The 12,892-nt window shown below is 57.8% G+C and carries 12 protein-coding genes; 4 read left to right on the top strand and 8 right to left on the bottom strand.

Annotated features, from left to right (window positions below):
- Nucleotides 1–108: 108 nt before the first annotated feature.
- The 7 genes from QD461_RS21010 to QD461_RS20980 all read right to left on the bottom strand — a co-directional run bounded on the left by QD461_RS21010 (nt 109) and on the right by QD461_RS20980 (nt 7,427).
- Nucleotides 109–1,812 (bottom strand): amylo-alpha-1,6-glucosidase, encoded by a 1,704-nt coding sequence (locus QD461_RS21010; RefSeq protein ID WP_414089489.1) that lies wholly within the window; start codon nt 1,810–1,812, stop codon nt 109–111.
- A 2-nt stretch (nt 1,813–1,814) separates the two neighbouring features.
- Nucleotides 1,815–2,627 (bottom strand): carbohydrate ABC transporter permease, encoded by an 813-nt coding sequence (locus QD461_RS21005; protein WP_414089488.1) that lies wholly within the window; start codon nt 2,625–2,627, stop codon nt 1,815–1,817.
- The gene (locus QD461_RS21000; protein WP_414089487.1) at nt 2,620–3,570 is read right to left on the bottom strand and encodes a carbohydrate ABC transporter permease; all 951 of its coding nucleotides are present in this window, start codon (nt 3,568–3,570) and stop codon (nt 2,620–2,622) included. Before QD461_RS21000 ends, QD461_RS21005 begins: the two co-directional genes overlap by 8 nt.
- Before the next feature lie 20 nt (nt 3,571–3,590).
- Nucleotides 3,591–4,823: an ABC transporter substrate-binding protein gene (locus tag QD461_RS20995; protein WP_414089486.1), complete on the bottom strand. Its 1,233-nt coding sequence runs from the start codon at nt 4,821–4,823 to the stop codon at nt 3,591–3,593.
- A gap of 20 nt (nt 4,824–4,843) precedes the next feature.
- A complete protein-coding gene (locus tag QD461_RS20990; protein WP_414089485.1) occupies nt 4,844–5,989 on the bottom strand; it encodes an ABC transporter ATP-binding protein in 1,146 nt (381 codons plus the stop codon).
- Nucleotides 5,990–6,383: 394 nt separating this feature from the next.
- Nucleotides 6,384–6,695: a hypothetical protein gene (locus QD461_RS20985; RefSeq protein WP_184705439.1), complete on the bottom strand. Its 312-nt coding sequence runs from the start codon at nt 6,693–6,695 to the stop codon at nt 6,384–6,386.
- Nucleotides 6,696–6,779: 84 nt separating this feature from the next.
- Entirely contained in the window at nt 6,780–7,427 is a 648-nt protein-coding gene (locus tag QD461_RS20980) for a TetR/AcrR family transcriptional regulator (RefSeq protein ID WP_184705437.1), read from the bottom strand.
- Nucleotides 7,428–7,528: 101 nt separating this feature from the next.
- On the opposite strand from QD461_RS20980, the gene QD461_RS20975 reads away from it, so the two are divergent.
- Both QD461_RS20975 and QD461_RS20970 read left to right on the top strand, forming a co-directional pair.
- Nucleotides 7,529–8,707 (top strand): saccharopine dehydrogenase family protein, encoded by a 1,179-nt coding sequence (locus tag QD461_RS20975; protein ID WP_414089484.1) that lies wholly within the window; start codon nt 7,529–7,531, stop codon nt 8,705–8,707.
- Between the two features lie 87 nt (nt 8,708–8,794).
- Complete coding sequence (locus tag QD461_RS20970; protein ID WP_414089483.1) at nt 8,795–9,247, top strand: hypothetical protein; 453 nt, start codon at nt 8,795–8,797, stop codon at nt 9,245–9,247.
- Nucleotides 9,248–9,402: 155 nt separating this feature from the next.
- Here the strand turns inward: QD461_RS20970 and QD461_RS20965 are convergent, their stop codons facing one another.
- Nucleotides 9,403–10,248 carry an arginase family protein gene (locus QD461_RS20965; protein ID WP_414089482.1) on the bottom strand — a complete coding sequence of 282 codons (846 nt, stop codon included), beginning with the start codon at nt 10,246–10,248 and terminating at the stop codon, nt 9,403–9,405.
- 393 nt (nt 10,249–10,641) lie between these two features.
- Here QD461_RS20965 and ugpB point away from each other — a divergent pair, with 393 nt between their 5' ends.
- The gene (ugpB, locus tag QD461_RS20960) at nt 10,642–11,946 is read left to right on the top strand and encodes a sn-glycerol-3-phosphate ABC transporter substrate-binding protein UgpB (RefSeq protein ID WP_184705429.1); all 1,305 of its coding nucleotides are present in this window, start codon (nt 10,642–10,644) and stop codon (nt 11,944–11,946) included.
- Between the two features lie 64 nt (nt 11,947–12,010).
- On the top strand, nt 12,011–12,892 hold the full coding sequence (gene ugpA, locus QD461_RS20955; RefSeq protein ID WP_184705427.1) for a sn-glycerol-3-phosphate ABC transporter permease UgpA: 882 nt from the start codon (nt 12,011–12,013) through the stop codon (nt 12,890–12,892).

The following is a 12,892-nucleotide window of genomic DNA, read 5'->3' as shown; positions in this document are numbered from 1 at the left end:
GGCCGCACCTGCGGCGAACTCTTCAACGCCTTCGATACCGTGGCGATCGAAAGGCCGGTTTCCTGCGCGATGGTCTTGATCGTCGGTCTCTGCATCCGGTCCGGCTCGCTACGACTTCATCTTACTCAGGGAGGCGGCCAGAAGAATATAGACCGCCGACGTCCAGGCGAACGCCCGGTCGCGCAATCCCATCCCCGACACGGCCGCGAAGTTCTCGGCCATACCGCTTCTCAGCGCAACTGAACAGAACTTTTCCGAGATACTACGCGATAGTTCCAGCTCTCCTTGTTTTTGCAGCCCGTCCCAGAGCAGCATCGTGGTCGGCGCCCAAATCGGCCCGCGCCAATAGCCGTCATCTTCATAGAGCGGGCTCATCGGACTTTCGGTCGCCGGCCCCCATTCAGTGATGAAACCGCCGTCGACGAGCCTTGCCACGAGCTTCTGCGCCATATCTCTCGGCAATCGTTCACCCAGAAGCAACGGCATAAACTGGATGAGGTTCTGATCGGGAAGTTCCCTCCCCGGATCATCCGTCAGACGCGCACGGAAAGTTTCGCCGGTCCAGAGATCCCGGAACAACAACGCTTGCAGCCTTTCCGCCTTGGCACGCCATTCCTGCTGTCGCTGTTGATCGTCTTCCAGCAGCGTTGCGAGCACATCGCAGGCAAGGATCAGGAAAACCGGCAAGTCCGGTGTCATCACCGGACCACCTTCTGCGAAGAAGGTGGAGTTATCCCAGCCGCTATCATTGCCATGGAAGTAACACGGCAACACGTCATCACTGGAGCGCGCATAGCGTAACCAGTAATCCACCTGACGCCCGATCGCGTTCTTCAGATAGGCCTTGCGCTCCGCCGTCAAGAAGCCCGGCTGCATCGCCTCGATCAACGCGACTGCCCAGCCATGCACGGGCGGCTTGGTAAAGGCAAAGAGCACGTCCCGATCGTTGACGTAATCAGGCAATAGACCCGAGGCGTCCTGATGATCGAAGATGACGGCAAACTGGTCGAAGGCGAGAGCGGGATCGACGCCGACGACGCCGAGCGCCGAAAAGGCATTGTCCCAGCTCCAGACGTTGATCATATGGTTCTTCGACATATAGATCGCCGGGCGGGTAAGCGCACCGCCGGCAGGGACCGTATTTGCCCAGAGCAGGTAGCTTGCAAGGCGATGCGCCTCCTCCTGACCTAGGATCCCCGCAGGCATGCGCCGATGCCATGCCGCAAAATCCGTCTGGGCACCTGCAGAAGCCTCATCGAACGTGCCGGGTCGTTCTTCCGGCGGCACTGTCCGGAAGAAATCGACACTGCCTTCGAATGCCGTCTCTCCGGAAAAGGTGAAACTGACCCTTTCCGAATGATCGCGCTGCCAGGAGCCCGTTACATCGAGCGCGCCGAGATCTGCGCGCGGGATGAATTTCACGTTCTCGACGGCCGCTACGAGACAGGGCTCGCCTTTGGGCGTGCGATAGACATAGTCATAACGAGACCCTTCGAGATGAAAGCGCACGCCGCAGCCAGCCCCGCGAATATGCAGTTGCTCGCCATGGCCTATGACAAACTCGACCTCGGAACCATTACCGCGGGCAACTAACCGCTCCGGAGCCAGTTCGAAAGCAGGTTTCGTCACATTGCCCGATGCGTCCAGGAAATCCATGCGGCACAGCCGCCCGAGAGAGGGCCGCTCGTCGCCGCCGGCGACAAAACGCAGATAAAGCGCCTGTTCGCCGTTGCCGCCGGGAACCGCCATCATCGACAGGGTCAGAAAGCGTCCTCGACGGCTGAAGGGGATATGTGCGATATCGAAGAGCATGATTATCCCTTGACCGACGACCCGACAGCCCCATCCATGATGTAACGCTGCGCCAGAAAGAAGAGCACCAGCGGCGGCAGGCAGAGCACCACGGTAATCGCGGCAATCGAAGTTACGTCCACCTCATGCAAGCCTTTGAACATCGAGAGGCCGAGTGTCAGCGTGTATTTCGACTGATCATTGAGGAAGATCAGCGGCCCGAGATAATCGTTCCAGGCATTCATGAAGTGGAACGTACCCACAAGAACCAGCGCCGGCATCATCAAGGGCAGATGAATGCGCCAGTAGATATCGAAGGAATTGGCACCATCCATGCGCGCCGCTTCATCGATTTCAATCGGTACGGTCATGATATATTGGCGCAGCAGGAAGACGAAAAAGGCATCGGCAAAATAAGCCGGCACGATCAGCGGCTTCAGCGTATTGATCCAACCGAGCAGGTTGAACTCCATATAGAGCGGTATCATCTTCACATCCCAGGGGATCATCATGGTTGCCAGCAGCAGGATGAACAGCGAATCCCGACCCGGAAATTTGAAGCGCGCGAAGCCAAAGGCGACAAGAGAACTGGAAATAAGCTGGCCGATGGTCGAAAGCACGACGACAACAAGCGAATTCTGGAAATAGGTACCAAAAGGCTGCTTGTTCCAGGCAACGGTAAAGTTTTCCCAATGCCATTCCGAGGGCCAGAAGACCGGTGGAAACTGGTAGAGATCGGCCTCACTCTTGATGGCCGTCATCAAGGTCCAGAAAAACGGTGCGATGAAGAGAGCCGATAGCAGGATCAGCGCAGAGTAGAGCAGCGTCTTACGCATGGTTCTCCCCTCCCTTTTCGCGAACCTCGCCCTCGTAGTAGACCCATGCCGCCGACCAGCGCATGACCAGAAGGCTAAGCGCCAGCACGATGAGGAACATCACCCATGATCCGGCGGCTGCGTAACCCATGTCGAAATATTTGAAGGCGTTGTCATAGATATACATGGCAAAGAAATAGGTGGAGCCCAGCGGGCCGCCCTTGGTCAGCAGCAAAGCAATTGTCAGTTGCTGGAAGGCGGCGATGATCGAGGTGATGAAGGTGAACAGCAACATGGGCCCGAGCATCGGCAGGGTAATGAACAGCATCTGCGCCCAGCCGGGAATGCCCGAGACCGTCGCCGCTTCGTAAAGCTCCTTGGGGATCGCCTTCAGACCCGTCAGCAGGATTAGCATTGTGCCGCCGAAGCCCCAAAGGCTGGCGATTAGAATAGCAATGATCGCCAGACCCGGATCGCCAAGCCAGTTCGGTCCGTCGATGCCCACCAAAGACAGCATGAAGTTCAAAAGGCCATATTGCCGGCTATAGATCCAGCTCCAGATCGTCACCAGCGCGACACCGGAGATGACGCTCGGCAGATAGAAAGCGGTTCTGAAGAAGCCGCTCCATACCGTTGCATGATGCAGCAACAGTGCGATCAGGAAGGACATGCCGATGTTGAACGGCACATAGATCGCGGCGAACTTTACGGTGATCCACAGACTGTCCCAGAACTGAGGGTCGTCGAAGAGCATGGTGCGATAGTTCTTGAGGCCGACGAAGGTACGCGCGCCGACCACGGGCCAATCATAGAAGCTCATGGTCAACGAGAACAAGAGCGGACCGAGCGTGAAGAACAGAAATCCCAGAATCCACGGGGAGATGAACAGATAGGCCGGCAGGTGGTCCGGCAATGCCGATCGCCTTTTCTTTGCCGCGACTGTTGTGGCGTCTTTATGTGTCACGTTCATCTCCCGCTTCCGCCTTACTTCAGGAACCGCTGTGAGCGCTTCACGGCATCATCGAGATGCTGCTTGGCATTACCCTGGTCGATCATCGTCCCTTCGATGGCACGGGCAAGATTGTCCTGCACCTTGCCCCAGTTCGCATTCTTGAGGAACGCATGCGTCTCCTTGTCGGAGGTCGCGAGAATGTCGAAGAACGGCTTGTAGACCACATCCTTCGTCATGCCCTTGGCTTCGGCAACGCTACTGCGCACCGGAAGATCGTTCGTGCGCATCGCAACCGCTTCCGGCGAGGAGAAGAATTTTACGAATTCCCAGGCGAGATCGGGATGGGCGGCATCCTTGGCGATCGAGATCGCCGAAACGCCAAGCGCCGAATGGGCCGGTTTGTCGCCGAACTTCGGCAGAGGCGCCACGCCATAGTTGAAACCGGCGGAATCGATGCCAGCCTTGGACCACATCGCGCTCTGGAACATGGCAATCTTGCCGCCCTTGAACAGCGTGAGGCCGGTGGTGTCGTCGCCGACGTTCAGAGTGACTGCCTGTTCCTTCTTCGCCATGTCGGCGAACATATCGAGCACCTGGGCCGCGGCATCGCTGTTCATGTAGCCGTCGATCGTCTTGCCGTCGTCGGAAATGTATTTGGTGCCGTTCGACCACAGGAACTGCTCGAAATCATAAGGATCCGGCTTGGCATCGACAGCAAAGCCATAGATCTTTTTGTCCTTGTCGCGAAATTTCGCGGCCCTGGCACGAAGGTCGTCCCAGGTCCAACCATCCTTCGGCTCTTCGACATTGGCAGCCTTGAACATGTCCTTGTTGTAGAACACGACCTGCGTCGTAAAGCCGGCCGGCATGCCGTAAGTCTTGCCGCCGACGCGGGTGGTATTCATCAATCCCTTGGGGAAATCGTCCGGCTTGATCTGTGCGGCATCGCGCGCAATCAGATCATCGAGAGGCATCAGCGATGTGTAGTATTGCGGGAAGTTCCACATATACATCACGTCGGGTGGGTTACCGGCGCCGAAGGCCGCCGCCAGTTTCTGATCGAAGCCATCGGCATAGGGCTCGACCTGCACCTTTACGCCCGGATGCGTCTCCTCGAATTTATTGGCGACCTTCTGCTCGATCGCCAGGCTTTCTCCCGAATCCCAGGTGGCGAACCGCAGCACCTGATCCGCCCGCGCTGCCGAGGCACCGGCAAGCGTCAAAGCGATCAGCGAACCCACAAAGATATTTGTGCTCTTCTTCATTCCTCTACTCCCATTTCGGGTCAGGCGACCCGCTTCCCCTTTTCGTGATCGACAAGAGCCTGCGTCTCGGCATCAAGGCGGCGGCGCACCGCATTGCCCTCGGCGTCGAACAGGTAGCAATGCTGCGGCGGCAGCCGCAGATGGACCGTTTCACCATTGGCGACCGGATGCGTACCGCGCACCACCGCGGTCATCGCGCGACCGTCTTCCAGGCTGATATGGACATGGCTTTCCGTGCCTAGTCGCTCGACCAAGCGTACTGTTCCGGCGATATCGCCTTCGCCCGGAGGCACGATCTCGATCTTGTCGGGGCGAATGCCGAGCGTCGCCTTGCCGGCTGAGCTCGCCGCGGCTCTATCGGCTTCGAAGACCACCGTCCGCATCAAGCCACCGCCGGACAGGCTGATGCGCTCGCCGCCTCCCTCGGCCGCAGAAACATCGAAGAAGTTCATGCGCGGCGAACCAATGAAGCCGGCAACAAAGAGATTGGCGGGCTGGTAGAACAGCTCCAACGGCGTGCCGAACTGGCTAACCCTGCCCTTGTCGAGAACGACGACACGGTTCGACAAGGTCATCGCCTCGACCTGATCATGCGTCACATAGATCATGGTCGTGCCGAGGCGGGCATGTAGCGCGGCAAGCTCGACGCGCATCGTCACGCGAAGACCGGCATCGAGATTGGACAGCGGCTCGTCGAGCAGAAAGAGCTTCGGCTCACGCACGATGGCACGACCGATGGCGACGCGCTGGCGTTGACCGCCCGACAGTTGACGGGGCTTGCGGCTAAGCAGCTCCTTGATGCGCAGGATATCGGCGACATTGTCCACGCGCCGGTCGATTTCGCTGCGCTTCATTCCGTTGAGTGCCAGCCCGAAAGACAGGTTCCGGCGGACGTTCATATGCGGGTAAAGCGCATAGTTCTGGAACACCATGGCGATATCGCGTCGTGCCGAAGCCTCATGCGTGATATCGCGCTCGCCGAGACGGATGGTGCCGCTATCCAGCTTTTCGAGACCAGCGATCGACCGTAGCAGCGTGCTCTTGCCGCAGCCCGACGGGCCAAGGAAACAGACGAATTCCCCATCGGCTATGTCAAGGTCGATGCCCTTGAGCACCTCCAGAGAACCAAAGCCCTTGCGGAGATTATCAATGCGAATGGGTGCCAACGGCTCCTCCCTGTCGGCGATGCAGGCATCGTGTTAAACGTTTATATCAAAATAAAAACGTTTAACTTCTTTGTAAAGAGCATTGCCTTCACTTTCTGCGGGGGGCATGTCGGAAGGCACGCAAATGCCTCCGGCGTCACTTTGGAGAAAATCGCAGATGGTTCGCTTGTGCAGAACCCCTCATCACGTCGCGCGACGGATGACAGGCGAGCCTATCAAGATCCGCCTCGAAGGAAACAGCCCAAGCGGCTGGACTGAGGAAATAAGAAGATGAAGCGCACAGGGAAGAAAACTTGGGTGATGGCGGGCGACCGACACCGCCAGCCCGCCGTCCTATCGTCAACTGGTAGCCGCGAAGTTCGCGCGGATGTCAAACAACGATCTCGTGGCCGCTTTATTTGCCCAGCCAGTGAAACTCTTCGATCGAGGCTTTGCCCGTCTTCTTGTCGTAGAGGCAGATCATATTGACGTTCTGAACCTTTGATTTGCCCTTGCCGATAGATCCCTTGAGAAGGATGGCGATTTTCCCAACGGAATCGTCGAATACGACGGGCGCACTGGCCTCCGGTGTATTCATGCGCGATTGACCGATGCATGTCCCGTTTGCCTTTGCAAACAATGCCTTCCAAGCGTCATCGCTGGACGCGCTGGCGCTGTAGGCAGTAGCCAACATCAATGTGGTGGCAATCACTATTCTCTTCATCATGACGTCTCATCCCAACCGTTAATCGCCCTTTGCGAGCATTCTCGTTGTGATCAACCCGGCGGGCGAAAACAAGGCAATATCACCTCATTGCCCAGCAGAAACGGGTGTCGCCCAGGGCAGCCGCGCGAGGTGCGCTCGCACCAATCCGCGCTGCCGGGCGGTGACGAATATTCGCGGAGAAATGAGCGCCTGAATGCCGATGCCGTCGATGAGACAAAAGAGCAATGCCGCCTCTTCATCCGCATCGACCGGCCCGGAAAAAGCGCCCGCCTCCGCGAGCGCAGCGAATCGCTTCGACCAATGATCTCGAATTCCTTCATAGAGAAGATGGTGGCGGCGATGTTGTTCAGCTCGGCTAAGCGAAGCAGCGGTAAAATTGATCCAGACCTTCCACATCTGCCTGCTTTCGAGGCTGTCTGGAAGCGCACTCGATATCTCGGCCGCGAACTGATCGAGGGTCAGCGCACCGGCGGCAACCTCACCTGCACCTTCGACAGCGCTGATGATCGACTGAAGGGCGAAATCCAGAATGGCGTCCTTGTCGCGAAAATAGTGGGTCAGGACCCCCGTCGAGCAACCGATCTCCTGTGCGATCCCCCTCATGGACGCGCGATCGAGGCCATCGCGAGCGATGACCGCAAGTGTCGCCCGCGCGACTTCCTCGCGCCTCCCTTCGGAGGCATCCGTCTTTCCGCTGCGGGAACTATCGAGCTTCTGATTCTTCTTCGGCATGGGTTCAGAATAGCCGAATGCCAGGCAGGGACACAACGGAAAAACATTGACAACATAACAACTGTTGTTATTTTCCCTGTGAAACCTTCAAGGAGATCTGCGTGCGCGTGCTTGTATTGGGTGGAGCCGGTGAAATGGGGCGCATCGCCGCCAGCGAAGCCGCTTCCTACAGTTTTGTGGAGAGGGTCACCGTTGCCGATGTGAAGTACGGCGCGGCGCTGGCGATCAGCCAGACAATAGGAGCAAGGGCCGAGGCGGCCTACTGTGACGTCACCGACCTCAGCGCCTTGCGCGAACTGATGACGGCGCACGATGTCGTTCTCAACACGGTGGGGCCGTTTTACAGGTTCGGTTTGCCCATCCTGAAAGCAGCCATCGCCGCGGGCAAGAATTACGCCGACATCTGCGATGATTGGGAACCGACGCTCGAGATGCTCAATCTCAATGCCGCGGCGAGAGCAAGTGGCATCACCGCGATCATGGGTATCGGCGCCAGCCCGGGCATCACAAATCTCTTGGCAATGACCACAACGTCTTCGCTCGAACAGGTTGACGAGATTCTGACCGGCTGGTCGATCGATGTTGACGAGCAAACTCATCCCGAACCAGAGCGCCACTCGGGATCGTGCGATACGCTGAATGCTGCCAACGTCCATTGGCTGCAGCAGTTGACGGGCAAAATCCGCCAACTGCAAGACGGTAAGCTCCGAGATGTGTCGCCGCTTCAACGCCGGGATATCCGCTATCCCGGGCTCGGCGCGATGAGCGCCTGGACCGTCGGCCACCCGGAGGCGGTAACCTTGCCCCGAATATTCCCGGAACTCGGATCCTGCGCCAATGTAATGATTGGCAAGGATGAGGATTTTAAGGAATTGAAGTCGCTGGCGACGCTCGTTGATACCGGCATTCTATCGATCGAGCGGGCGGCCAGATATCTTGAAGAAGACTCCACGCCCCCAAAACCGACCTTGGTTGCGCCTATGCCGTTCCGGCCGCAGTTGTTCGCCTGGGCAAAGGGCATTCGCGACGGGCGGAAGATCATTACCAGCGCCCATCTTCGCACCCTGCCCTCCGGGACGATGGGTGGGGCGACCAGCATTCCTCTCGCGCTCACCCTTCCCTTTTTCGCAGTTGGATTCGATGGCCGCTCGGGAGTATTCACGCCCGAGGAAATTCTGCAACCCGCCGCTTTCTTCGACGAACTCTCACGCCGTTGCGCCGGCGTGTCTGGCCACAATAAATCCCTCGTCGTCCATGCGCAGGAATACCTTGAACCTTGAGCCGATCGATATCACGACATCCAGACTTCAGAAGGCAATGAGATTTTGCATCCGGCGGCATTAGGCGACGAGCCAATCGTAATAGAGATGAAACAGATCGACCAGATCGTCGTGATCATGGTAGCGGCTGTTGCTGGCGCAATTCTGCTGTTCTTATTGCCGAAGAGCGCCGTTTGGGCGCTCGCGAATTTGCCTTGGGTTCCGTGGGACGGCCCTCTCAAACTGCTGATCACGGGCGAGCAGATGCTGACCAGATGGGGTGTCGCTGCGATCGGTGCCGTCCTTGGTGTCCTGAGCGGCGTGTTGATCATCCACGACGAGCCTATCATCACTATTTCAAGCTCGGAACTCCTGGTGCACAAGGGCGGCAAGCGCCACCGTTTTGCCCGCGCCCAGGTGAAAGCGGTCGGCATCATCAACAGGCATTTGGTCATACGCGACCACTCAAATGTCGAGTTGCTCTATGTGAAAATCGATCAACGCGGCAAGATCGAGGCCGCCTTGCGCGCCAGAGACTGGCCCCAGCTATACGGCAAATAGGCGCCTCACCACCAAGTCGTGGCAACATTCGAACGAAGGAACCACAGCCATCGTGCGAAAGAAACCGTATGCCTTGCTTCGTCGATTGCGGGGCAATGACCGACCGGTTCGGTTGAGTTCGCGGACAATCCAAAGCGACGAGGTCTAATGTCGCTCTATTTGGCCGGCAATAGCGGTAAGACCGCATGAATGAGATGATCCAGCGATGCCGCGTCCTTGACGGGATCGCCCGAAGACTCGAATTCGGCGAGTTCTATTCCCGCAATCTGATGGTTTGGAACAAGCTCGAAAATGGCACGCAGCGTATCGGGGGTAAGGCCGCCGCCTATCGCATAGGCTGCCGGCACGTAGCCCGGCTCCAGCACATCCCAGTCGACGTGGATCCAAACCGAGGCATCGCCGATCATCGGCAGGATCTTCTGCGGACTGACGTCTGCCGGCGGAACTACCCGTACACCCGACTGTCGCAGCAACTCTTCCTCCGCGGGATCGATGTCCCGAGCCCCGACGACCATCACGTTCGTCGGCTCAACGCCACTCCCGAGGCCGCTATCCCAGCGTCCGCAAGCCGCGGCAAGCACCATGCCGCCGAGATAGCCGCTTTCCGTCGTCTGCGGCGTATTGAAGTCCCCGTGGGCGTCGATCCACAGGATTACCGCATTCGGATTTCGTTTCGCAACGATCGGAAGAGTGGCCAGGCTCGCTGAGCAGGTATTAGCAACGACCAGCGGTCTGTCGCCGCGATTGAGAATATCGGAAACGGTTCTCTGCAGCGCCTGCAACGTTTCCTTTGCCTTGGGAAGACTGGACGACCAGTCGTCAATCTTCGGCGCCGACGCCGTCCCGACAATGACCGGTGTCAATCCCGTGACATCCCGAATGGCTGCCGCAGTCAATGCTGCACCGGGGATAGCGCCGCCACTGCGATCGGCGATGCGTCCCTGGGAAACAACGAGTTCGAAGGCCACAATCTGCTCCTTGCTGACGAAAAAATCCTTCATTCCAAGCTTCTCTCCCGATGCATCGTCGCCCGTTGCAAAGGGATCGATATATCCACACAGATATATCGATGAACATGGATGCGGCAAACCCGAGTTGCCTGGAAAATTCAATGCATCGAAAGAAGACCACAGAAATCAGCAGCGGGAGAGCCGAAACCAGCATTTGTTCGGTTTGACGTGGGCTGTTTAGGACAATGGAATAAACATTGAATCAAATTCATAAAATGGAACATAAATTCCGCATTCGAAACTATTCGGTTCATATGTTCCATTTTCTCTTGCGCATTCATTTAAGTTCGTTTTAAATTCGCTTGCTTTCGCGACGAAAGCCCGTGCGCTCGATCTGGGGAGGATGAGCGCAAGCGAATATCGTTTTAAAGTCGGAGGAACATCATGGCACGCTTCAATCGGACCCTTGCTGCCACATCTGCGCTTTTGCTTTGTCACGCATCCGGCGCCCTTGCGGCTACGGAGCTTGCATGGTGGCATGCGATGACCGGCGCCAACAACGAGGTCGTCGAACAACTCGCCAAGGAATTCAATCAGAGTCAGAGCGACTATAAGGTCGTTCCCGTCTTCAAGGGCACTTATGGCGAAACGCTGAACGCCGGCATCGCCGCCTTTCGCGCGAAAAAGGCACCAGCCATTCTGCAGGTGTTCGATGCAGGAAGCGGTGTGATGCTGGGTGCAGAAGGCGCCGTCGTGCCGGTAGCGGACGTGTTGCAGAAGGGCGGCTACAAGTTCGACAAGAGCCAGTACCTGCCGGGCATCGTGTCTTATTATTCCAAGCCGGACGGCACGATGCTGTCCTTCCCCTTCAATTCCTCGTCCCCTGTTCTGTTCTATAATAAGGACATCTTCGCCAAGGCAGGGCTCGACGCCGAAAAGCCGCCGACAACCTGGCCGGAAGTCTTTGCTGCCGCCAAGAAAATCAAGACCAGCGGCGCTGCAAGCTGCGGCTTCACCTCAACCTGGCTGACCTGGATCCAGACGGAGAATTTTGCGGCCTGGAACAATGTTTCCTACGGCACGAAGGAAAACGGCCTTGCCGGCCTTGACGTTCAACTGAAGATCGATGCGCCCATTTTTGTCGATCATTTTCAGGCGATCGCCGACCTGAGCAAGGACGGAACCTTCCGCTACGGTGGCCGCACCTCTGAGGCCAAGCAGTTCTTCACGTCAGGCGAGTGCGCGATCTTGACTGAATCCTCCGGCGGTCTCGGCGATATCGTCAAGTCCGGCATCCACTACGGCGTCGGCCAGTTGCCCTATTATGAAGGCCATGGTCCGCAGAACACCATCCCCGGCGGTGCAAGCCTTTGGGTATTCGCAGGCAAGAGCGATGCGGAATACAAGGGCGTCGCCGAATTCTTCAACTTCCTCTCCAAGACGGACGTCCAGGTGCGCCTGCACGAGGTCTCCGGCTACCTGCCCGTGACGGTGGCCGCTTACGAGGCAACCAAGAAGTCGGGCTTCTATGACAAGAACCCTGGCCGCGAGACGCCGATCAAGCAGATGATGGGCAAGGCTCCGACGGAAAATTCCAAGGGCGTCCGCCTCGTCAACCTGCCGCAGGTCCGCGACATTCTCAACGAGCAATTCGAAGCCATGCTCGCCGGCCAGAAGGATGCGAAAGCTGCGCTGACCGAGGGCGTTCAAAAGGCGAATGCGGCCATCGCTGCCGCCACAGGCAACTGATCCTTCGAACCATCGTCCCGCGCCGCGCTGTGGTGCGGGACCGTCTTTTGCGGAAGGGAGCGCTATGCAGCCTGTCGTCTTTCCCAACAAGGTCTTGCCGTATCTGCTGCTTGCGCCGCAGATCATCCTGACCGTTCTCTTCTTTTTCTGGCCGGCAAGCCAGGCGCTATATCAATCCGTTTTGCGCGAGGATCCGTTCGGCTTGAAGTCCGGCTTCGTCGGTCTTGCCAACTTCCGTACCATTCTTTCCAATCCGGATTACGTGCATTCGCTGAAAGTCACCGTCATCTTCAGCGTCGCGACCGCACTGTTGTCGATGGCCGTAGCTCTCCTGCTTGCGACTGCCGCCGAGCGCGTTGTGCGGGGACGCAACATCTATCGCGCATTGCTGATCTGGCCCTATGCGGTCGCTCCGGCTATTGCCGGTATGCTGTGGCTCTTCATGTTCAATCCCGCGATGGGAACGTTTGCCTACATTCTGCGTCGCAACGGCTTCATGTGGGATCCGCTGCTGAACGGCAATCAGGCGATGATGCTGGTCATCGTCGCTGCCGCCTGGAAGCAGATCAGTTACAACTTCCTGTTCTTTGTTGCCGGCCTGCAGGCGATCCCGAAGTCGCTGATCGAGGCCGCGGCCATTGATGGCGCCCGCGGCGCCAAGCGCTTCTGGACCATCGTGTTTCCGTTACTGGCGCCGACGACTTTCTTTCTTCTCGTCGTCAACACCGTCTACGCCTTCTTCGACACCTTCGGCATCATCCATGCCGTCACGGGCGGCGGGCCGGCCAAGGCCACGGAGACCTTGGTCTATAAGGTTTACAACGACGGCTTCGTCAATCTCGACCTCGGCAGTTCAGCCGCGCAATCCGTGATTCTGATGATCATCGTCATTGCGCTGACTGCTTTCCAATTCCGCTTCGTCGAGAAGCGGGTGCACTACTCGTGA

Origin of the sequence: Rhizobium sp. BR 314 (assembly GCF_047445805.1) — a bacterium.
GTDB lineage: Bacteria > Pseudomonadota > Alphaproteobacteria > Rhizobiales > Rhizobiaceae > Rhizobium > Rhizobium lusitanum_B.
The sequence above is the reverse complement of the archived record's forward strand: the minus strand, read 5'-3'. Positions and strand labels throughout refer to the sequence as shown.